The sequence below is a fragment of the Mesorhizobium sp. M0778 genome (assembly GCF_040320105.1).
Classification (GTDB): Bacteria; Pseudomonadota; Alphaproteobacteria; order Rhizobiales; family Rhizobiaceae; genus Mesorhizobium.
Genome location: NZ_JAMYPA010000017.1, coordinates 39,758 through 60,394, shown reverse-complemented (window position 1 = coordinate 60,394; position 20,637 = coordinate 39,758). Strand labels below are relative to the sequence as shown.

16 protein-coding genes, 1 pseudogene and 1 riboswitch are annotated in these 20,637 nt (G+C 61.7%); of the genes and pseudogenes, 11 read left to right on the top strand and 6 right to left on the bottom strand.

Translation table 11 applies throughout. The features are described 5' to 3' along the window. Window positions 1-11 precede the first annotated feature (11 nt). Window positions 12-458 carry an OsmC family protein gene (locus tag NKI22_RS22065; RefSeq protein ID WP_023722760.1) on the bottom strand — a complete coding sequence of 149 codons (447 nt, stop codon included), beginning with the start codon at window positions 456-458 and terminating at the stop codon, window positions 12-14. A gap of 52 nt (window positions 459-510) precedes the next feature. After that, window positions 511-1,491, bottom strand: a complete 981-nt coding sequence (locus NKI22_RS22060) for a zinc-dependent alcohol dehydrogenase family protein (RefSeq protein ID WP_352850318.1) — start codon at window positions 1,489-1,491, stop codon at window positions 511-513. A gap of 128 nt (window positions 1,492-1,619) precedes the next feature. Between NKI22_RS22060 and NKI22_RS22055 the strand changes: the two genes are divergently transcribed. Beyond that, window positions 1,620-2,219 (top strand): TetR/AcrR family transcriptional regulator, encoded by a 600-nt coding sequence (locus NKI22_RS22055; protein ID WP_352481740.1) that lies wholly within the window; start codon window positions 1,620-1,622, stop codon window positions 2,217-2,219. A gap of 217 nt (window positions 2,220-2,436) precedes the next feature. Here NKI22_RS22055 and groL read toward each other — a convergent pair whose 3' ends face one another. Then, complete coding sequence (gene groL / locus NKI22_RS22050; RefSeq protein WP_352481739.1) at window positions 2,437-4,092, bottom strand: chaperonin GroEL; 1,656 nt, start codon at window positions 4,090-4,092, stop codon at window positions 2,437-2,439. A 62-nt stretch (window positions 4,093-4,154) separates the two neighbouring features. Next, window positions 4,155-4,451 carry a co-chaperone GroES gene (gene groES / locus NKI22_RS22045; protein ID WP_006333965.1) on the bottom strand — a complete coding sequence of 99 codons (297 nt, stop codon included), beginning with the start codon at window positions 4,449-4,451 and terminating at the stop codon, window positions 4,155-4,157. A 228-nt stretch (window positions 4,452-4,679) separates the two neighbouring features. Between groES and NKI22_RS22040 the strand changes: the two genes are divergently transcribed. Further along, window positions 4,680-5,615, top strand: coding sequence for a bifunctional helix-turn-helix transcriptional regulator/GNAT family N-acetyltransferase (locus tag NKI22_RS22040; protein ID WP_023717102.1), 936 nt, complete (start codon window positions 4,680-4,682; stop codon window positions 5,613-5,615). A 37-nt stretch (window positions 5,616-5,652) separates the two neighbouring features. Here NKI22_RS22040 and NKI22_RS22035 read toward each other — a convergent pair whose 3' ends face one another. After that, the gene (locus NKI22_RS22035; RefSeq protein ID WP_352814903.1) at window positions 5,653-6,486 is read right to left on the bottom strand and encodes a GyrI-like domain-containing protein; all 834 of its coding nucleotides are present in this window, start codon (window positions 6,484-6,486) and stop codon (window positions 5,653-5,655) included. Window positions 6,487-6,780: 294 nt separating this feature from the next. Next, a riboswitch (cobalamin riboswitch) is annotated at window positions 6,781-6,984 on the top strand. A 92-nt stretch (window positions 6,985-7,076) separates the two neighbouring features. On the opposite strand from NKI22_RS22035, the gene NKI22_RS22030 reads away from it, so the two are divergent. The 7 genes and pseudogenes from NKI22_RS22030 to NKI22_RS22000 all read left to right on the top strand — a co-directional run bounded on the left by NKI22_RS22030 (window position 7,077) and on the right by NKI22_RS22000 (window position 16,310). Beyond that, entirely contained in the window at window positions 7,077-7,895 is an 819-nt protein-coding gene (locus NKI22_RS22030) for an ABC transporter ATP-binding protein (protein ID WP_036244226.1), read from the top strand. Then, entirely contained in the window at window positions 7,892-8,836 is a 945-nt protein-coding gene (locus tag NKI22_RS22025; RefSeq protein WP_023717105.1) for an ABC transporter substrate-binding protein, read from the top strand. The genes NKI22_RS22030 and NKI22_RS22025 overlap by 4 nt, the downstream gene beginning before the upstream one ends. 29 nt (window positions 8,837-8,865) lie before the next feature. Further along, a pseudogene (locus NKI22_RS22020) lies at window positions 8,866-9,866 on the top strand (FecCD family ABC transporter permease). A gap of 82 nt (window positions 9,867-9,948) precedes the next feature. Beyond that, complete coding sequence (locus NKI22_RS22015; protein WP_352814935.1) at window positions 9,949-10,428, top strand: MarR family winged helix-turn-helix transcriptional regulator; 480 nt, start codon at window positions 9,949-9,951, stop codon at window positions 10,426-10,428. Continuing rightward, window positions 10,425-11,603 carry an HlyD family secretion protein gene (locus NKI22_RS22010; RefSeq protein ID WP_023717108.1) on the top strand — a complete coding sequence of 393 codons (1,179 nt, stop codon included), beginning with the start codon at window positions 10,425-10,427 and terminating at the stop codon, window positions 11,601-11,603. Before NKI22_RS22015 ends, NKI22_RS22010 begins: the two co-directional genes overlap by 4 nt. Before the next feature lie 313 nt (window positions 11,604-11,916). Then, on the top strand, window positions 11,917-13,452 hold the full coding sequence (locus NKI22_RS22005; protein ID WP_352495547.1) for a DHA2 family efflux MFS transporter permease subunit: 1,536 nt from the start codon (window positions 11,917-11,919) through the stop codon (window positions 13,450-13,452). A gap of 173 nt (window positions 13,453-13,625) precedes the next feature. Next, entirely contained in the window at window positions 13,626-16,310 is a 2,685-nt protein-coding gene (locus tag NKI22_RS22000) for an EAL domain-containing protein (protein ID WP_352814905.1), read from the top strand. 48 nt (window positions 16,311-16,358) lie between these two features. Here the strand turns inward: NKI22_RS22000 and NKI22_RS21995 are convergent, their stop codons facing one another. Then, on the bottom strand, window positions 16,359-16,877 hold the full coding sequence (locus tag NKI22_RS21995) for a CAP domain-containing protein (protein WP_023717111.1): 519 nt from the start codon (window positions 16,875-16,877) through the stop codon (window positions 16,359-16,361). Between the two features lie 213 nt (window positions 16,878-17,090). Between NKI22_RS21995 and NKI22_RS21990 the strand changes: the two genes are divergently transcribed. Beyond that, window positions 17,091-17,852 carry a Tll0287-like domain-containing protein gene (locus tag NKI22_RS21990; protein WP_023717112.1) on the top strand — a complete coding sequence of 254 codons (762 nt, stop codon included), beginning with the start codon at window positions 17,091-17,093 and terminating at the stop codon, window positions 17,850-17,852. Further along, entirely contained in the window at window positions 17,849-20,635 is a 2,787-nt protein-coding gene (locus NKI22_RS21985; RefSeq protein WP_023717113.1) for an ATP-binding response regulator, read from the top strand. Before NKI22_RS21990 ends, NKI22_RS21985 begins: the two co-directional genes overlap by 4 nt. Window positions 20,636-20,637 lie beyond the last annotated feature (2 nt).

Genomic DNA, 20,637 nt, shown 5'->3' with positions numbered 1-20,637 from the left:
ATTCCTTCCCTTCAGTGATCAGCAACGGTTTCGACGAGGCGGGCCTTGAGCGTGATCGCCGCGACGCCGGCCAGCGCCCGCGACACGAGGCAGCTCTCCTTGGCCGTCTGCGCCAGCCGCTCGAAATCCCCGGCAGCCAGCCCGGCCACGCTTGCCTCCGTCTCCAACTCGATACGGGTGATCGTCGGTCCGGCCGCGGTGGCGCCGAGATGCGCTTTCGCGATTGTGTGAATGCGTGCGGGAGTATAACCTTCGCGGCCCAGGATGGCGCTCAGCGCCATCGAGAAGCAGCCGGCATGCGCCGCCGCGATCAATTCCTCCGGGTTGGTGCCGGGACCGTTCTCGAAACGCGACGGGAAGGAGTAGGCGCCTTCGAATACGCCGCTGCCTAGCCTCAGCCGGCCCGAACCTTCTTTCAACGATCCCTGCCATTGGGCCTCTGCTTCACGAATGGTCATTGTGTCTCTCCTTTGATTTGAGGGGGTCAATCAGATTTTGGGGGCGAACCAGTCAGGCGCCGTCGACGACCACTTTCCCGAAGACGTCGCCTTGCTGGAAATAACGGTAGGCGTCTTGGGCCTCGTCGAAGGCGAACACCTTGTCGATGACAGGCTTAAGCCGATGCACCGAGATGGCGCGCAGCATGGCTTCGAGGTTGGTGCGATTGCCGACGAAGAGGCGGCTGATGGTGGCGAGGCTGCGCTGGTAGACCGGGCCGGGGATCTGCACCGTCCCGCCTTTCGCATCCTGTATGGTGAGAAGCACGATGCGCCCGTAAAGCGCGCAGGCGATCATCGATTGCGCGAAGGTCGGCGGGCCGCCGGTCTCGACGACGAGGTCGATGCCACCGGTTTGCTCGCGCACAGCTGCACCCCATTCCGGCATGTCGGCCGTCGAGACGACGAGGTCGGCGCCCAGCGCCCGCAGCCGGTCCAGCTTCTCGCCGCGCGAGCTGACGGCCACGACCCGGCAGCCGAGCAGCTTGGCGAATTGCAGCGCAAACAGCGCGACGCCACCTGAACCGATGACCAGAACCCACTGCCCGGGCTTCGGCATCTCGGCCGCCGTCACGGCATTCCAAGCGGCCAGGCCGGCACAGGTCAGTGTCGCCGCTTGATGCCAGTCGAGATGATCGGGAAGCCACACCGCCCATTGCTCGTCGAGCACCGCGTATTCAGTCAGCATCCCGTCCAGCGTGCAGCCAAGCTGGTCGATCAGCCCGGCATTGATGCGGCCATCAATCCAGCGTGCAAAATAGCTGCCGGTGATGCGGTCGCCGGCGGCAAAGCGGGTGACGGCATCTCCGACGGCAACGACTTCCCCAGCACCGTCGCTCAGCGGGATAACGCCTTGGCGCGGCGTCAGCGGATAGGTGCCGTTGAGGACCATCGTATCGCGGCGGTTGAGCGATGTGGCGCGGACACGCACGACGATCTCGTGCGGCTTCGGCGTCGGCTGCGTCCCGTCGCGCATCACCAGGCACTTGGTCACGCCGGTTCCTTCAAGACGGTAACTACGCATTCGCCCCTCGCTGATATATAGACTGATCTACATATTATATAGACCGGTTGTCATATTCGAGGCAAGGCCTATAATGCTCATTCCTGACAGAGGTTGACATGGCGAACGACACCCGCATCCGCATACTCGAGACAACGGCGCTGCTGCTGAGGCAGCGCGGCTACCACGGCACGTCGCTCAACGACATATTGAGTGCCTCAGGTGCACCAAGGGGCTCGCTCTACTTCCACTTTCCGGGCGGCAAGGATCAGCTGGTCGTCGAGGTTACGCGCGATAGCGTCGCCGATGTGACGCAGAGACTGGACGCCGCGCTCGCTGCCGAAAAAGATCCGGCGGTGGCGGTCCACCACATCTACCAATCGGTCGCGCGCATGCTGGAAGACAACCAGTTCACGCTCGGTTGCCCGATCGCGCCCGTGGTGTTGGATTCGCCGACCGACATGCCGGAGTTGGCTGAGTTGTGCCGGTCGGCCTTCGAGCAATGGATAGGCCTGCTCAGGGCGGCCTTCGTCAGGGCAGGGGTGCCCGAGCGCCGCGCGCACGCGCTGGCGCTGCTGGTCGAATCATCGCTGGAAGGGCTGATGGTGATCGCACGCGCCACCCGCGACCGCGCCCCGGTGCTGGCGGTAGCCGATGAGGTCGCGGCGCTGATTGAGGGGGCATTGCCGGCGAAAGAGATCGCAGTCACGGCGCATTGACGTTTCGCGCTTCCACGACATCGAGGCCAGCGCGGAGCCCTGCCGAAGGGCCGACGCTCCAGCTCTGCAATTCACGTTCTGCGCCGACGCCGAAGAAACGGTCAGGGGTATGCTTCCGCTTGCTTTGGAATCGGACCGCCTCTCATCCTCCGTCCCATCAACGAAAAAGGGCGACCTCTCGGCCGCCCTTTCCGTACATGAAGGCTGATGGGTTGGATTAGAAATCCATACCGCCCATGCCGCCCATGCCGCCGCCGCCCATGCCGCCAGGCATGCCGCCGCCAGCCGACTCCTTCTTCGGAGCCTCCGCAATCATGGCTTCGGTGGTGACCAGCAGGCCGGCGACCGAGGCCGCGTCCTGCAGAGCCGTGCGCACAACCTTGACCGGATCGACGATACCCATGGCGATCATGTCGCCATATTCGCCGGTCTGGGCGTTGTAGCCGAAGGTCGCGCCCTTGTTCTCAAGGATCTTGCCGGCAACGATCGATGCTTCCGCACCGGCGTTGGCCGCGATCTGACGGGCCGGAGCCTGCAGCGCGCGACGCACGATGCTGATGCCGGCGGTCTGGTCGGAGTTGGCGCCGGTTGCCTTGATGCTCAGCGAAGCGCGCAGCAGTGCGACGCCGCCGCCGGGAACGATGCCTTCTTCGACGGCCGCACGGGTCGCGTTGAGGGCGTCATCGACGCGGTCCTTCTTTTCCTTGACTTCCACTTCGGTCGCACCGCCGACGCGGATGACGGCTACGCCGCCCGCCAGCTTGGCGAGACGTTCCTGCAGCTTCTCCTTGTCGTAGTCCGAGGTGGTCTCCTCGATCTGCTGCTTGATCTGGGCGACGCGGCCCTGGATCTCGGCCTTCTTGCCGGCGCCGTCGACGATGGTGGTGTTCTCCTTGGAGATCGACACCTTCTTGGCGCGGCCGAGCATGTTCAGGCCGACATTCTCGAGCTTGATGCCGAGGTCTTCGGAGATGACCTGGCCACCGGTGAGGATAGCGATGTCTTCCAGCATGGCCTTGCGGCGATCACCGAAGCCAGGCGCCTTGACGGCGGCGATCTTCAGGCCGCCACGCAGCTTGTTGACGACGAGCGTGGCCAGGGCCTCGCCCTCGACGTCTTCCGAAATGATGACCAGCGGCTTCGAGGTCTGCACGACAGCCTCGAGGATCGGCAGCATGGCCTGCAGGTTGGAGAGCTTCTTCTCGTGGAGAAGAATGTAGGCGTCTTCCAGATCCGCAACCATCTTCTCGGCGTTGGTGACGAAGTAGGGCGAGAGATAACCGCGGTCGAACTGCATGCCTTCGACGACTTCGAGCTCGGTCTCGGCGGTCTTGGCTTCCTCGACGGTGATGACGCCCTCATTGCCGACCTTCTGCATCGCTTCCGCGATCATCGAGCCGACCGAAACGTCGCCATTGCCGGCGATGGTGCCGACCTGGGCAACCTCTTCCGAGGTCTTGATCTTCTTGGCGTTCTTGATCAGCGTCGCGACGACGTCGGCGACGGCGAGGTCGATGCCGCGCTTGAGGTCCATCGGGTTCATGCCGGCGGCAACCGCCTTGTGGCCTTCCTGGACGATCGACTGTGCCAGAACGGTCGCGGTCGTGGTGCCGTCGCCGGCGATGTCGTTGGTCTTCGAAGCAACTTCGCGGACCATCTGCGCGCCCATGTTCTCGAACTTGTCTTCAAGCTCGATTTCCTTGGCGACGGTGACGCCGTCCTTGGTAATGCGCGGTGCGCCGAACGACTTGTCGATGACGACGTTGCGGCCCTTGGGGCCGAGCGTGACCTTCACCGCGTCGGCGAGGATGTTGACGCCGCGCAGCATGCGCTCACGAGCGTCGCGGGAGAATTTTACGTCTTTGGCAGCCATTTTTAGCTCCTGGCAGGGGCTTGGATTGAGCCCGAAGATTTAAATGAGGGTGAGGCCGATATTCAGCCGATGATGCCCATAATGTCGGCTTCCTTCATGATCAGAAGGTCTTCGCCATTGAGCTTGACTTCGGTGCCCGACCACTTGCCGAACAGGATGCGGTCGCCGGCCTTGACGTCCAGCGGGACGAGCTTGCCGGCTTCGTCACGGGCGCCGGAACCGACGGCGATGATCTCGCCTTCCTGCGGCTTTTCCTTCGCCGTGTCGGGGATGATGATCCCGCCCGCGGTCTTGGATTCGGATTCGACCCGACGAACGACCACGCGGTCATGAAGCGGGCGGAACTTCGACTTTGCCATTTTTTATTCCTCGATGAGAATGGTGAGAACAGTTCCTCCGTCCGGCGGCGCCGGACATGGTTAGCACTCATCTTGGGGGAGTGCTAACGTGGCGCTGAAATAGTCTGGCAACTCGCGCGAGTCAAGGCGCCCGGTGAGCATCATCAGAACAATTGCTTCAAACGGATGCTTCAAACAGATACTTGACCAAGTCAACTAAATGGCTGATCTTACCGGCAGGAGGATGCCATGACCATTCATCATCACCCAGGCAAGGAGCGGATCGACGCGGTGCGAGCCTTCAACCGCTTCTATACCCGCCAGATCGGGCTGCTCGACGAAGGGCTGCTGAAAAGCACCTTCTCGCTGACCGAGGCGCGGGTGCTCTATGAACTGGCGCATCGCGATGGCCTGACCGCCACGGACCTTGGGCGCGATCTCGGCCTCGATCCCGGTTATCTCAGCCGGCTGCTGAAGAAATTCGAGGAACGTCATCTGGTCGAGCGCGCCACGATCGAGGCGGATGCAAGGCGTTCGTCGATCGCCCTGACCAAGGCCGGGCGGCAGGCTTTCGCGCCGCTGAACCAGGGCTCGCACGACCAGGTCGCGGCATTGCTCGACCGGCTTTCGGTTCCCGAACAGGACAGGCTGGTCAAGGCCATGCAGACGGTGCAGCGTCTGCTGGGCGCGACCGCCGAACCCAACATTCCCTACACGCTGCGGCCTCTGCAGGTCGGCGACATCGGCTGGATCATCCATCGCCAGGGCCTGCTCTACGCGCAGGAATATGGCTGGGACGAAACCTATGAGGCGCTGGTCGCTGAAATCCTCGGCACATTCGTCAAATCCTTCGATCCGAAATGGGAACGCAGCTGGATCGCCGAGCGGGAAGGCGAGGTCGTCGGCTCCGTCTTCGTCGTGCGCCAGTCGGACGCGGTGGCGAAATTGCGCCTGCTCTACGTCGAGCCCTCGGCGCGAGGTCTCGGCATCGGCAAGCGGCTGGTCGAGGAATGTATCGGCTTTTGCCGCGCCACGGGTTACAGGACACTGACGCTGTGGACCAACGACGTGCTCGCCGCCGCCCGCCACATCTATGAGTCTGTGGGCTTTAAATTGACCAACGAGGAGTGCCACCATTCCTTCGGCAGGGATCTGGTCGGCCAGAACTGGAACCTGGAACTGTAGCAGCGCTTCCGGCGCTTCGGCGTCGGCCTGCCGTGCCTCACCCTTTGATCGGTATCCAGATTTCCAGCCCGCCATTGCCGCTGCGCGGATCAAATTCGGGGCCGTAACGCTCGAATTCCGGCGCATCGGCGATCTCGTGCCCAGAGGCTGGCAGCCATTTGTTCCAGATCGTGTTGACCGTGCGGCGGATGGTCGAGATATGGTCACGATGGGCGAACACGCCGTATTTCTGCGCCGGCACGCGCACACGCCAAAACTCCCTCGGCAGGTCCGAAAAATCGGACACTTCGACGCCAGCGATGTAGTCGAAATTGCCGGCGTCGTCGCCGTTGACGCAGACGCCATAGGCGACGTCGCCGATCTCGCCAGGAATGTTGCCAATATAGGGGCCGAACCGCTGCCACTGCATCGGGATGCCGGCGCTGGTTTCGCAGCTGTAACGCTCGCCGAGACCGGCGATGAGTAACGGCCGGCTGGTCTCAAAACGCGGTGGTTCGAGAGTGGCGAGAAAGGACTGGTCCATCAGGATCGGCTCCACAAGATCGAGGTTGTCGAGCGAGCCTTGTGCGCGTACCAGTTCCGGCGTGGTGCCGAACTGGTCGCGGAAGGCGCGGGTGAAGGCCTCATGCGAGGCATAGCCGGCGTCGAGCGCGACCGAGAGGATGTCGGGTGCGCCGGCGCCAAGCTTGCGCGCCGCTTCGGTCAGTCGGCGAGAACGGACGTAGCTCATCACCGAACGGCCGGTAGCCGCGCCGAAAGCCCGCGTCACATGAAAGCGCGACACCCCGCTGCTCTTGGCGACATCGTCCAGCGAGACTGCTTCGGGCAGATGGCTTTCGACGAACCACAGCGCCTTCTGGGTCGGATTCATTTGGCACCTCGCATTGGCCCAGTCTCCGCATTGGCCCAGTCTTTACATGGCCCAGTCTTTACATTGGCCATGTCTTATATTGGCAAGATTATGGTGCCGCTTCCTGGCGGAGGCAGTCTGATCGAAATTGCGCACTGCGCAAATCGAGAGCGACGGTCGTCGGCAATTCGCAGGCGTCGCGCGAAAAGGCTTGACAGGAAGCGGGCAAACGTCCTTTTAAATGTAACGTTATTACATCACGAGGTCTATATGGCTCCTTCTGACAAGACTTATTGCGCTGTGATTGGCGGAAAACTAGGGTGGCTGACTGATGGTCCCCGAGTCGAAAGGCAAGGGGTGAAAAGGGAACACGGTGAGATCTTCGGATCGAGGCCGTTGCTGCCCCCGCAACTGTAAGCGGTTAGCAAAATCCGAAGTGCCACTGGCCGGCAAGGCTGGGAAGGCAGGATGGCGCAAAGACCCGCGAGCCAGGAGACCTGCCATCAGCATGAGTTGACCGGACGGGGTGTGCCGGGAGGAGACGTGGACATCGGTCTTGTCGGCCGGTCCGTCCAGCTTCCTTCCGTCGCCATTGAGAAAGTGACGGTAAGTTGGACGCCTCCCAGCCTCTTCTTGAAGCGTGTGAACTGAGCGCGACGACGAATGGCCGGTGCCTGGTCAGCGCGGTGAGCCTTTCGATAGCGCCGGGCGACCGCCTCGCCATCATCGGCCCCAACGGCGCCGGCAAGACGACGCTGCTGCGCATGCTATGCGGTACGCTGCGGCCAAGCGCGGGAGATGTGAGATTTTCCGGACGCCGGCTGGAGAGGTTTTCGGCCGCCGAGCGGGCACTGCACATGGCGGTCGTTGGCCAGACCGACCAGCCTGATCCGCGGCTTGCCGTGATCGACTACGTCGAGCTTGGGCGCGTCCCGCATGCCGGCTTGCGACGGAGGAGCGAGCAACGCGACATCGTCATTGAAGCACTTCGCAGAACCGGCCTGCTGCCGCTGCTCGGCCGCACGATCGGCTCGCTATCCGGTGGCGAGCGGCAACGCGCCCAGTTGGCGCGCGCCATCGCCCAGGAGCCCAAAATCCTGTTCCTCGATGAACCGACCAATCATCTCGATCCGCGCGCCCGCAGCGACCTTCTCGAACTCGTATCGCAGTTTGGCATGACCGTCGTGGCGGTGCTTCATGATCTGTCGCTTGTCACGCCATTTGCCACCAGGGTCGCGGTGATGAACGAGGCCCGCCTGCAGGCACTTGCCAGTCCGCGCGAGGCGCTGACCAAGAAGTTGATCCGCGAGATTTTCGGCGTTGACGTGCTTTGGCTGCGCCATCCCACCGAAGACCGCGAACTCACGGTCTTCGACGTTCCGAACCGCGCCTCTTCACATCCCGATTTGACCAAGGAGCAACATCCGTGAAACGCCTCGTACTGTCTTTTGCCTCCCTCCTACTTGCCCAGACCGCCTTCGCTTTCCCGGTAACCGTTGATAGCTGCGGCACGCCGCTGACGTTCGACGCCGCGCCGAAGCGCGCCGTCATCCAAGATCTGAACATGGCGGAGATGGCCTTCGCGCTGGGGCTGCAACCATCGATCGTCGGCCTGACCGGCATCACCGGATGGTATAAGGTCGGTCCGGAATTCAAGGCCGAGCAGGGCGCGATCCCGGAACTCGCGCCGAAATACCCGACCCTCGAAAACCTCGTCGCCGTCGAGCCCGATTTCTTCTTCGCCGGCTGGTATTACGGCATGAAGCCTGGCGGCGAGGTGACGCCCGATACGCTGGCCCCGCACGGTATCAAGACGCTGGTGCCGACGGAAAGTTGCGTCCATCTCGACCAGAACCGCCCCGCAGCCTCGATGGACCTGCTCTATGGTGATGTCGAAAAGCTGGGCAAGATTTTTGGCAAGGAGGCGGAGGCGGGAAAGCTTGTTTCGAACTGGAAGGCGCAGCTCGCCGATATCACGGCAAAGATCGGCGACCGCACGGGAACGCGTGTGTTTCTTTACGACTCCGGCGAAGACAAACCCTTCACATCAGGCAAGTTCGCGATCCCCAGCGCCATGATCGCCGCAGCCGGCGGCGACAACATCATGGCCGACATGCCGACGAGCTGGGGCAATACGGATTGGGAGACGGTGGCGGCCCGCAATCCGCAATTTCTTATCCTGCTCGACTACCAGGACGGCGGCTACAGAAAACTGCTCGATTTCCTGAAAGCTCATCCGGCGATGAAGGAGACTGAGGCGGTCAAAAATGAGCACTTCATTGCGCTGCGCTATGCCGAACTGACGCCTGGGCCTGCCAACATCGAGGCGATCGGCAAGATCGCCAGGGCGATGCACCCGGAAGCTTTCTGAGCTTGCGCCAGAGAGCGTTCGAATTGGCGATGACAGCAGGAGCAGCAGCGATTGCCGCTCTTGCTCTGCTGTCGATTGCCTATGGATCGACGGTCATCGCGTTGAGCGACGTGATTGCTGCGCTCGGACATGCCGCCGGGCTGGACGGAGACATCGTGTCCGGTCCGGCCGGCAAGATCCCGATTGCCAAGATCGTCCTCGATCTTAGGCTACCGCGCACGATTATGGCCATCTGTGTCGGCGCCGGGCTGGGCGTCATCGGCGCGCTGCTGCAGACGGTAACGCGCAACGACCTCGCAGATCCGTTCTTGTTCGGCCTGTCGTCCGGAGCCGCGGCCGGCGCGGTTTCCGTCATCACCATTTTTGGCGACCATTTCGGTATCTGGACGTTGCCGGTCGCGGCCTTCACGGGCGGCGTATTGGCCGCCGGCATCGTGCTTTTGCTGGTTTCGCGGGTGAGGGGGCAAGGCCCCGAACGGCTGATCCTCGCCGGGCTTGCCGTCTCGTTCATGTTCACCGCCTTGACTAACTATCTCGTCTTTGCCGGAGACCAGCGCGCCGCTCACTCGGTGTTGTTCTGGACGATGGGCGGGCTCGGGCTGGCCCGTTGGGACAATATCGAGCTGGCTGCTCTGGGCGCAGGCACCATCCTTGTTTATGGACTTTGGAACCACCGCCGGCTCGACGCTTTCCTGGCCGGCGAGAATGCCGCTGAAAGCCTCGGCGTCCCGGTTGCGCGGATGCGCAGGATGACATTTCTCGTCGCCGCTTTCTCGACGGCGATCCTTGTCTCGGTCGCAGGCGTCATAGGTTTCGTTGGCTTGATGATCCCACATCTGTCCAGGACCCTGGCCGGCCCGCTTCATCTGCGCCTGATTGCAAGCTGCGCCCTCTTCGGAGCGGTGCTGTTGCTGGCAAGCGACCTTCTCGCGCGCACGCTGCTGCCGCCGCAGGAACTGCCGATCGGCATCATCACCAGTTCGGTCGGCGCTTCTTCGTGGTCACGATGCTCATTCGCAATCGCTCATGATGTGACTGCCATGTACATTTGCCGCCTTCTGGCACAATCCGGGTTCCTTGAATTATGAGCACGCTTATTATATATGTCGCTCATGGTTTCCGACGGCATCGACAGATTGGGCTTTTTGATCCACGACGTGCAGCGCCTGATGCGCAAGCGCTTCGAGGCGCGCGCCAGTGGTTTCGGCCTTTCTTCGGCGCAATGGCGGCTTCTGGTCCGTGTCGCCAAGGAGGCGGGTGTCGCGCAGGCGCGGCTTGCCGAGCTTCTCGAAATCGAGCCGATCAGCGTCTCGCGCCTTGTCGATCGCATGGGGGAGGGCGGCTGGATCGAGCGCCGTCCCGACGCAACCGACAGACGAGTGCGCATGATTTTCCCGACCGCCAAGGCGAACGCAGCCTACGCCCACGTCAAGAGCCTTGCCGGCGAGGTGTATGAGGAATCGCTCGTTGGCGTTTCGCCGGAAGATCGCCGCGTCCTGGTCAAGGCGCTGGAGACAATGGTGCAGAATCTTGCGGATGGTGAGACGCCGCCCTCGGAAAAAGTGAAGAATACGGAAGGCGCAGCAGCATGAACGCGGTAGCCAAAGTAGATAAGAATGCGGCCAAGCTGGAGATGGAAGCTCCCGCGAAGCCGGCGGCAGCTCCGGTAACGGTCGCTCCGCAGGTAGCTCCGGCGCCAGTGGCGCCGAAGAAGAAGCGTCGTGCCGGCCGCTTCCTTTTGATGTTTGTGCTGCCCGCTGCGTTGATCGCCGGCGGCAGCTATGTCTGGGTGACCGGCGGCCGCTATCAGGAGACCGAGAACGCCAATCTGCAGCAGGCCAAGGTGTCGATAGCCGCCGATACGGCGGGCCGCATCGTTCAGGTCGATATTTTCGACAACCAGTCTGTCAAGCAGGGCGACGTGTTGTTCGCCATCGATCCCGAGCCCTACCGGATCGCATTGGCCCAGGCCGATGCGGCGGTGGCCGGCGCGCGGCTCAATGTCGAGCAGCTGCGTGCGGCCTATAGCCAGGCGCTGGCGCAAGAGAAGTCCGACGAAAGCCAGGTCCAGTACGCGCAGTCGCAGTATGACCGCGCCGCCGACCTTGCCCGCAAGGGCATCAACGCCAAGTCGTCGCTGGACGAGGCCAAGAACGACCTCGACAAGGCCAAGCAGCAGCTGGCCGTGGCCCAGCAAGGGATCGTCAGCGCCAAGGCGGCACTTGGCGGCAATCCCGACATCGAGACCGACAAGCATCCGACAGTGATGGCGGCGCTCGCCGCACGCAACAAGGCGGCCTACGATCTGGTCCAGACAACAGTCAAAGCGCCTGCCGACGGCATCATCAGCCAGGCCGCTTCGTTCAAGGTCGGCCAGTATGTCGGCTCGGGCACGCCGCTGTTTTCGCTGGTCGAGACCGGCGATACCTGGGTCGACGCCAATTTCAAGGAAACGCAGCTCACCAACATGAATCCGGGCCAAAAGGCCGAAATCGTGGTCGACACCTATCCGGGCAAGACGTTCGAAGCCACCGTCAAGGCGATTGGCGCCGGCACCGGGGCCGAGTTCTCGCTGCTGCCCGCGCAGAACGCCACCGGCAACTGGGTCAAGGTCACGCAGCGCATTCCGGTCCGCCTGGAGTTGACCGACGCCGACGCCAAGATGGCGCTGCGCACCGGCATGAGCGCGACCGTCACGGTGGACACCGGCGTTTCCCGCGGGCTGCCGGGCATTTTCCGCCGCGCCACGGCAGGCGAGGCCAAGTAAAGAGGCCTGACAGCGGCCGCATGGCAAACAGCGAGATGGATGCAGGTGACAGGATTGGTCCGAGGGAGGCGCAGGAAGAGTTGAATGCGTAGACGGGCTGCGCTGCGGCCTGGCTAAACCAGACAACGTTGCGCAGGATCTTCGGTCCTCAGGTTTCCGGGCGGCAGGCGCCCGCTTTGTCGAGACGCTCAGTCGATGTAACCCCCACATCGATGCTCGCGTCCCACCGCGATGAGGGTCTCTCTGCAGCGAGGGCCTCGCCGTCCGGAAACCTAATGTACACGTTTTTGTTACCTGCTGGAAGTTTTACGTCATGAGCACCCCGGAACCCTTTCGCGAAGTACCGCACCGCGGCCTGATCACAGTTGCGCTCATGCTGGCGACGATCATGCAGGCGCTCGACACGACGATCGCCAACGTCGCGCTGCCGACCATGACCGGCGATCTCGGCGCCTCCCCCGACAACATCAACTGGGTGCTGACCTCCTACATCGTTGCCGCCGCGATCATGACGCCGGTGACCGGCTGGCTTGCCGACCGCTTCGGTCGCAAGGAGCTGTTCCTGACGGCGGTGGTCGGCTTCACCGTCTTCTCCATGCTGTGCGGCATAGCCTGGAGCCTGGAGACCATCGTTCTCTTCCGGCTGATGCAAGGCGTCTTCGGCGCGGCCATCGTGCCGCTGTCGCAGACCTTCCTGCTCGACATCAACCCTAGGGAACGCCACGGCCAGGCCATGGCCATCTGGGGCGCCGGCATCATGCTGGGACCGATCCTTGGCCCGACGCTGGGTGGCTGGCTGACCGAGAATTTCAACTGGCGCTGGGTGTTCTTCATCAACCTGCCGGTCGGCATCATCGCCTTCCTCGGCATGGCCGCATATCTCCCCAGCGTGGCCCGGCGGGTGCGCAGCTTCGATTTCTTCGGCTTCGCCATGCTCTCGCTCGGTGTCGGCGCGCTGCAACTGATGCTCGATCGTGGCGGTGAGGTCGACTGGTTTTCCTCGATCGAGATATGGATCGAGCTTGGTCTTTCCATCACCGGCTTCTGGGTATTCACCATTCACACGTTGACGGCGGAGCACCCCTTTATCGACCCGAAGATCTTCCTCGATCGCAATTTCGTCACCGGGCTGGCGTTCATCTTTGTCATGGGCGTGCTCATTTTGGCGAGCATGTCGCTGCTGCCGCCAATGCTGTCGACCATCTTCGGCTATCCGACCCTCACCATCGGCATCGTCCTGGGGCCACGCGGTGTCGGCACGATGATCGCGATGCTGTTCGTCGGGCGGATCATGCACAGGATCGATGCCAGGATCCTCGTCGTCATCGGCTTCCTGCTGACCGCGCAATCGCTCTATACGATGTCCAGCTTCTCGCCGCAGATGGACAACTGGCTTATCCTCAGCTCCGGCGTCATCCAGGGCCTTGGAATGGGAATGGTGTTCGTGCCGCTGTCCACCGTGGCCTTCGCCACGCTCGACGCACGCTTCCGCACCGATGCCACGGCGTTGTTCAGCCTGGTGCGCAATCTTGGCTCGTCGATCGGCGTGTCGGTGGTGACGGTTCTGCTGGTACGCAACACGCAGATCAACCACGCTGAGCTCTCGGCATATATCAATCCGTTCAATCCCAACCTCTGGGCGGCGTCGCCGGCAGCGGCGGGCGGCGATCCGACGGCGCTGTCGCTGATGGATGGCATGGTCAATATCCAGGCGATGATGGTCTCCTACGTCAATGACTTCAAGCTGCTGATGATGATGACACTGCTTGCCGTCCCGTTTGTTTTCCTGCTGCGCAAGCCAAAGGCTGCGCCGCCCGCCGGTGGAGCGCCTGCCGCGCATATGGACTAAGTCTCACGGCTCCGGCAACCGCGACCGACTCACGGCTTCCGTTGCCTGTGCCGGTCGCGTCGGCGTTGAGCCGGTTCACCTGCCATTAGTATATCCCGACCAATATGCACTCGCTTTTGGGTTGAAGGCGAGCCTCCTTTGCTTGCCTCAAGCATCAGCGGGAGGAACTGTATTTGGCCACGAAATCATCCAGGCAAACCGCCGAAGTGCCCGAATCCGCCAATTTGACGACGCTGGCACAACTGGCGACTGCCTCATATGAGGCGCTCGAGCGCGAGCTTCGCGCCACGATTGCAGCGCTTCAAGACCAGGCACTGCGGTTCCAGACCGCGATCGAGAACATCTCGCAAGGCATCTGCTTTTTTGACGCCGATGAACGGCTGATCCTGTGCAACCGGCGCTATGCGGAAATCTATCGTCTTGCGCCGGAGCAATTGCAGCCGGGGGCGGCGCTGCGCGAAATCGTCGAGCGGCGCGTCGCTGTCGGGACCTCGGCAATGAATGCGGACGCCTATCTGGCGTTGGCCCGGGCAGTCAATTCGGGCACTGCTTCGGGGAACTGGACAGCCGAGCTCGCCGATGGCCGGACAATTCAGGTCTGCCATCAACCGATGCCTGACGGCGGCTGGGTGGCCACGCACGAGGACATCAGCGAGCTCAGCGCCAACCGCTTGGTTGTCGACGAGCGTATCTCCTTGCAGACGCTGATCGACCTGGTGCCTGACTACATGTGGGTGAAGGACACCGAAAGCCGCTTCGTCGTCGCCAACCGAGCCATTGCGTCCGACAGCGGTCGAGACAGCACGAGCGACATGATCGGCCTAAGCGACTTCGACCTTCATGCGCCGGATCTTGCGCAGAAATTTCGCTTCGTCGAGCAGCAACTGATGCGCGACGGACAACCGATGATCGACGAGGAGGAGTTCGTCGTCGATGCGTCAGGCACCGGCAAATGGTTCCTGTCTACGAAACTGCCATTGCGCAACGTTCAAAACAACATTTTCGGCCTCGTCGGCATTGCCCGCGACATCACTGCGCGCAAGCAGGCCGAAATCCTTCGCGATGGGCAGGCGCATATCCTCGAGATGATCGCAAAGAGCGCTCCCCTCGAAGACGTGCTCGAGCGGCTCATGCGTCTGGTCGAGTCCCAACTGGCGGGGATATTCGGTTCGGTCTTGCTGCTCGACAAGGATGGCAGCCACTTGCGCCACGCCGCCGCGCCGAGCCTGGCGAAAGACTACACCGACGCCGTCGACGGCGCCGCGATCGGCCCTCGGGCGGGGTCTTGCGGAACGGCGGTCTATCGGCACGAGCCGGTGATTGTCGCTGACATCATGCAGGATCCGCTTTGGCAGGATTATCGCGAACTCGCGCGGCCGCACGGTTTGCGTTCGTGCTGGTCGACCCCGATCCTGTCGCATCAGGGCGCGGTGCTTGGCGTCTTTGCGATGTATTCGATGACGGTGCGCGAACCGACCGAGGCCGAGACCCGCCTGATCGATTTCACCACGCGCATCGCCGGGATCGCCATCGAACGCAAACAGGCTGAAGACCGGATCCACTTCATGGCCAATCATGACGTGCTGACCGGGCTTCCCAATCGCGCCTTGCTCGAGGATCGGCTTTCGCAGGCGGTCCTGTACGCCCAGCGATACGATCGCTGGGTGACGGTGGTGTTCATCGATCTGGACAATTTCAAATTTGTCAACGACACGCTCGGCCACAATGCCGGAGACGAGCTTCTGAAGATCGTCGCAAGTCGCATGGTCGACTGCGTGAGGGCAACCGATACCGTCGTGCGGCTTGGCGGCGACGAATTCGTCATCGTGCTTTTCGACCAGCCGGCGAACGTCGATCTCGTTTCCGAGACCTTGCAAAAGCTCAGGTCGGCACTCGCCGAACCGGTTCGGCTCGGAGCGCATCTTGTGCGGGCGACGGCCAGCATAGGCATTGCCAACTATCCGAAGGATGGGACTGAGCCCGATACGCTGCTGGCAAATGCCGATGCGGCCATGTATCGCGCCAAGGAGTTCGGCCGCGACAATTTCCAGTTTTACGCTCCGGAGTTCAATACCCGGGCGCATGAAAAATTCGTGCTTCAGGAAGAGTTGCGAAACGCCTTGGCGCGTTCGGAATTCACTCTGCTCTACCAACCGCAAGTGGACCTTCGGTCAGGTCGGATTTTTGCGGTCGAGGCGCTGATACGCTGGAACCATCCAACGCTTGGTACGATAATGCCGACGATGTTCATCCCGACCGCCGAGGAGACAGGTCTGATCGTACCGATCGGCGACTGGGTTCTGCATGAGGCCTGTCGGCAGAACAAAGCCTGGCAAGACGCAGGGCTGCCGTCCTTGACCGTTTGCGTGAATGTGTCGGCGCGGCAATTCAGGGAACGCAACCTGATCGATCGCATTGTCAGCGCGCTGAAGGACAGCGGTCTGGAGGCCAGGTACCTCGAACTGGAGGTGACCGAGAGCCTTATCATGCAGGATATCGACCTGGCGGTCGCGACCATGAACGCCCTGCAAAGCCTGGGTGTCCAGATCTCGATCGATGATTTCGGCACAGGCTATTCCAGCCTCAGCGCACTCAAGACCTTTCCCGTGGCGCGGCTGAAGATCGACAAATCCTTCATCAAGGATCTTGCCGCCGACGAGAACGACCAGGCTGTGGCCAGCGCGGTGATTTCATTGGGGCAAAATCTCAACCTGAGGGTCATTGCCGAGGGCGTTGAGACAGATGATCAGGTGGCCTTCCTGCGCAGGAACAATTGCGACGAAATGCAAGGCTATCATTTCAGCAGACCGGTTTGTGCGCAGGACATCGAGGAGTTGCTCGGCGGCCGCAAAGACTGACGGCTCGATCATCCGGCACGGACTCCGCCGACCAAAGGCGAAACCGTGCTATCTTCCGAGCACAAGGCACCAGTAGCGAAGCGTGTTGTCGCGGCCGTCGCGTACATAGGCGAGGCCGAAGCGGGTGAAGCGCGGGTCTAGCATGTTGCGGCGGTGGCCTGGCGAATGCACCCAGATATCGAACAGCTTCTGCTGGTCGAAGCGGCCTTCGGCGATGTTCTCGGCGGCGGCGCCGGCAATGCCATTGTCTTTGACGCGCGAGGCAAAGTCCTTGCCCCAGCCGGTGGTGTGATTCATGCGGCCGCGGCGCGCCATGTAGCCGGCCTGCTGCAAGGCCGCCTGTTCGAGACGAGGATCGGCGACAAGCGGTCCAAGACCGGCTGAGGCCCGAATGCCGCTCAGGGTGCCGGCCGCGGAAGCAGAGACACCGGCGCCTTCGCCGGTGGGCAGCACGGCGGTTGCGCAGGCGGCGAGCCCGGCAAGGGCGCCAAGGCCGGCAGCTCTGAGCAGCATGCGCCTGTTCAGGCTTGGTTTGCCTTCATAATTTTCAATTCTCGCAACGGTCATGCCCGCCTGACATAGCGGTGATCATGGCTTTTGCCGGGCAGGCGATTAGAATCTCGCTCAAGCCGACCCACAGCGCAACAAAAAGGGCCGAGCTCGCGGGTCGCAAGTCGCCCAGACTGTTCGTTGCGGAACCAGCAAAGTTTGCCGCTGGGTCCCCGCCTTTTATCGTGTTATGCTAATATACCCTAAAGGCCGTCCTTGAAGGGAACGGAAATGTCCGCCATGTCGACGTTGACCCGGACTTTCATTGCCGCTGTTCTTGTCGGCTGCGCACTCGTCGTGTCGTCTGCCATCGGAGCGGGAGTTACCGAGGATGTCGTGACGGGAACGCGACTCGCGGAATTGCTCCGTGCGGGGCGAAGCATCATCTCGAACTATCAGACGCTCATCAATGATCCTGCTCTTGGCGACAAGCACCTCGACGGTGAGCGCATTACGAGAGAAGCCATCGCCGCATACTCAAAACACACCGGCCACGACCCGCTTTCGGGCGGATTGACCGAGCGCGACCGGCGTCTGCTTGAGGCCCAGATTGAGGCGATGCGAGAGGTGGTGGACGAACAGCAAGATAACATCAACCGCGCGGGAACCGCTTTCAAAGGCTTCGTGCCGGCGGTGTTTGCGCGTCTGATGAATGACAAGTTCGCTGCCAAGGCCGGCAACGAAGCTCGGGTGCGCGTGACCGCGCCAGAGCAACTCGTGCGCAACCGCAAATCGCTTCCGGACGCATGGGAAGCACGGATCATCGAAAGCGTCTTGCTGGATCCGCAGAGAGCAAAGGGAGAAGCCTACACGGAAGTCACCGAGGCGGATGGACGCCCTGCATTTCGAATGCTGCTGCCCGAATACTATACTGGCTCGTGTCTTTCCTGCCACGGCGAGCCGAAGGGCGAGATCGACGTGACAGGATACCCAAAGGAGGGCGGCAAAGCGGGCGATCTGGGAGGCGCGATAAGCATCGTCTTGTTCAAATGAGCGCTTTGGAACAATCACCGCACCGCGTGGAAACGGTATCGGCGCCGGCGAGGCCCTTTGCGCGTCCCTTTGCCCATCTACCGATTTCGGCCCGCATAGCTGCGCTGACAGCGGCCGGCCTTATCAGCCTCATCGTATCGTCAATCTTTCTCACACAGGCACTTTATCGCAGTGCAGATCGAACTGCGGAGACCAAAGCATTTTTCGACGCCGCGTCCACTGCGGCTGCGGCGCACGCAACATTCGGCGAATTGCGATACTGGCTGACTGATCTGTCGGTTAGCTTGTTGATGAATTCCCAGCGTAATGCCGAGCAGGCGCGCGAGCGACTACTGGCACATCTGGACCGCCTTTCGAAATCATCACCGGATGCGGTCAGGGAAATCCGCGTTGAGATGGATGCCTATGTCAAAACAGCGCTAGAGGCGGCAGACAGCTATACTCAAGACAACCGCATCATCGGCAACACTCTCCTCGCCGAGGCGCGTACCCACAGCGCAAACGTGGATGCTGCGCTTAACAAACTCGTCGACCGAGCGAGCGCCGAGGCAGAAGCCGCTCGCAACGAGGTCGTAACGGAAACCCAGAAAACGGCGACTACTGCTGCTGTTCTGGTGGCCATCGTGGTGATGATCGGGTCGCTTCTCACCATCCTTGTTCTTCGCTCGATCGTCGGACCGTTGCGGCGGCTGAACCGGGTAATCGGAAATCTGACGGAAGGACGCTACGACGTCGAAATACAGGCAGAGGGAGGGGACGAGCTCGGCGCGATGGCGCGGACGCTTCGGCTTTTCCGGGCGAGCGCAATTGCAAAGCAACGACTGGAGGATGAGGCGGAGCGGCAAAGACGGACGATCGGAGCGGCACTCGAGGCGATTTCTGACGGATTTGTCCTGTTCGATTCGGAGGACAAGGTCCTTCTTGCCAACAGCAAATACTGCGAAATCTTTCCCGACAATGACCGAGCTACTCTGCCGGGGCAGAGCCTTCAGGATATTCTGAAAAGACGCTTGGCGAGCGGGCACGTCGACCTTGAGGGCGCGTCGCCGGAGGAATGGATTGCGAAGAGGCTGCGCATCCAGAAGGATCCGGCAGGCTTCGTCCACGAGGGTCGCTTTGGAGAACGCTGGGTCCGCGTCAGCAAACGAAAGACCCCTGACGGCGGGACCGTCGCCGTTTACACCGACATCACGGAACTGAAGCAGAGAGAGGTCGAACTCGAGCGGGCCAAGAGTCATGCTGAAGCGGCAAATGAGGCCAAGAGCAGCTTCCTCGCGTCCATGAGCCACGAGTTGCGCACTCCACTGAACGCGATCATTGGCTACAGCGAGATGCTGATCGAAGAGGCGAGCGACCAGCAAATGAATGAGTTCGTGCCAGATGTGGAAAAGATCGCCGGGGCCGGTCGCCATCTCCTCGCGCTCATTAACGACATCCTCGATCTGTCGAAGATCGAGGCAAATAAGATGGCAAATTTCCTGGAGACTTTCGACGTCGCCGACTTGTTGCGCGATGTCCAGGCCACAGTCGCGCCACTGATGGCGAAAAACCGAAACAGTTTCGTTATGGACCTCGCGGGCGACCTCGGGAAGATGCATTCGGACCAGACGAAGTTGCGTCAGAACCTCTTCAATCTCCTCAGTAACGCAGCCAAGTTCACCGAGGGGGGCCGTGTAACACTGGCGATTCGACGCGAGAGGAGATCGGACGGCGACTGGCTGATATTCACAGTGTCCGACACCGGGATCGGGATGACGCCAAAGCAGCAAGAACGGCTCTTTGATGCTTTTACGCAGGCAGACGCCTCCACCACTCGCAACTACGGCGGGACGGGATTGGGCCTCAGCATAACCCGGAGTTTCTGCCGCATGATCGGAGGCGTTGTAACCGTTAAAAGCGAGTTCGGAAAAGGCTCGACTTTCACAATGGAGATTCCAGCCGAGTGCGACGAAGAACCTGGCGAGCAGAAACCCGCCGAGCCGCTGTCGTCGAGGCCCTCGGAGCAGGCGGTTCTGATCATAGATGACGAACCAGCCGCCCGAACTCTCATCGCCAGGTCCTTGGCTGAGGCGGGACTGGCATCAATCGAAGCAGCAAGCGGCGAGGAAGGCATAGCCGCGGCGCGAGCGCATCGCCCGGCCGCAATCGTTCTCGACATCATCATGCCGCATCAGGACGGCTGGTCAGTGCTGCGCTCACTGAAGGGCGATAAGGAGCTCTGCGAGATTCCGGTAATCCTTGCGACGATACTTGCAGATCGCGAACTCGGCCTCTCACTCGGTGCGGTCGAATACCTCACGAAGCCGATCGACACCCAGAAGCTTATACGAACAATAGAGGCTTGCGGCGGCGGCAACCGCGATGTGCTTGTTATTGACGACGATCAAGCCTCCCGCGACTTCCTTCGGCGTATCCTGATCAAGAAGGATTGGCGGGTTCACGAGGCAAGCGATGGCCTGCGCGGCCTCAAGCTGATGAAGCGGTTGTTACCGCGTCTGGTCCTGCTTGATCTGCTGATGCCCGAAATGGACGGGTTCCAGACCCTGAACGAGATGCAGCAGGTGCCCGAGCTTCAGAACATTCCGGTCGTCGTCGTGACTTCCAAGGATTTATCGGCGGACGAGCTCAAGTGGCTTCGCGACAGGGCGGTCGCGGTTGTAATCAAGGGCGCAAATAGTCGGTCTCAGTTGGTCGAGGCCCTCGAGCGCCAGATCTTCCCACTTGGGTCGACAGGTGCCAGCATTGCCGATCGCGGAACCACCCCCATGGCTGAAGGAAGCTAAAG

Bases quoted from the DNA above. Each gene is read 5' to 3' on its own strand.
- NKI22_RS22065 (WP_023722760.1), bottom strand. From the start codon at position 458: ATGACCATTCGTGAAGCAGAGGCCCAATGGCAGGGATCGTTGAAAGAA.
- NKI22_RS22055 (WP_352481740.1), top strand. From the start codon at position 1,620: ATGGCGAACGACACCCGCATCCGCATACTCGAGACAACGGCGCTGCTG.
- groL (WP_352481739.1), bottom strand. From the start codon at position 4,092: ATGGCTGCCAAAGACGTAAAATTCTCCCGCGACGCTCGTGAGCGCATG.
- groES (WP_006333965.1), bottom strand. From the start codon at position 4,451: ATGGCAAAGTCGAAGTTCCGCCCGCTTCATGACCGCGTGGTCGTTCGT.
- NKI22_RS22040 (WP_023717102.1), top strand. From the start codon at position 4,680: ATGACCATTCATCATCACCCAGGCAAGGAGCGGATCGACGCGGTGCGA.
- NKI22_RS22035 (WP_352814903.1), bottom strand. From the start codon at position 6,486: ATGAATCCGACCCAGAAGGCGCTGTGGTTCGTCGAAAGCCATCTGCCC.
- NKI22_RS22015 (WP_352814935.1), top strand. From the start codon at position 9,949: ATGGTTTCCGACGGCATCGACAGATTGGGCTTTTTGATCCACGACGTG.
- NKI22_RS22010 (WP_023717108.1), top strand. From the start codon at position 10,425: ATGAACGCGGTAGCCAAAGTAGATAAGAATGCGGCCAAGCTGGAGATG.
- NKI22_RS22005 (WP_352495547.1), top strand. From the start codon at position 11,917: ATGAGCACCCCGGAACCCTTTCGCGAAGTACCGCACCGCGGCCTGATC.
- NKI22_RS21995 (WP_023717111.1), bottom strand. From the start codon at position 16,877: ATGACCGTTGCGAGAATTGAAAATTATGAAGGCAAACCAAGCCTGAAC.
- NKI22_RS21990 (WP_023717112.1), top strand. From the start codon at position 17,091: ATGTCCGCCATGTCGACGTTGACCCGGACTTTCATTGCCGCTGTTCTT.
- NKI22_RS21985 (WP_023717113.1), top strand. From the start codon at position 17,849: ATGAGCGCTTTGGAACAATCACCGCACCGCGTGGAAACGGTATCGGCG.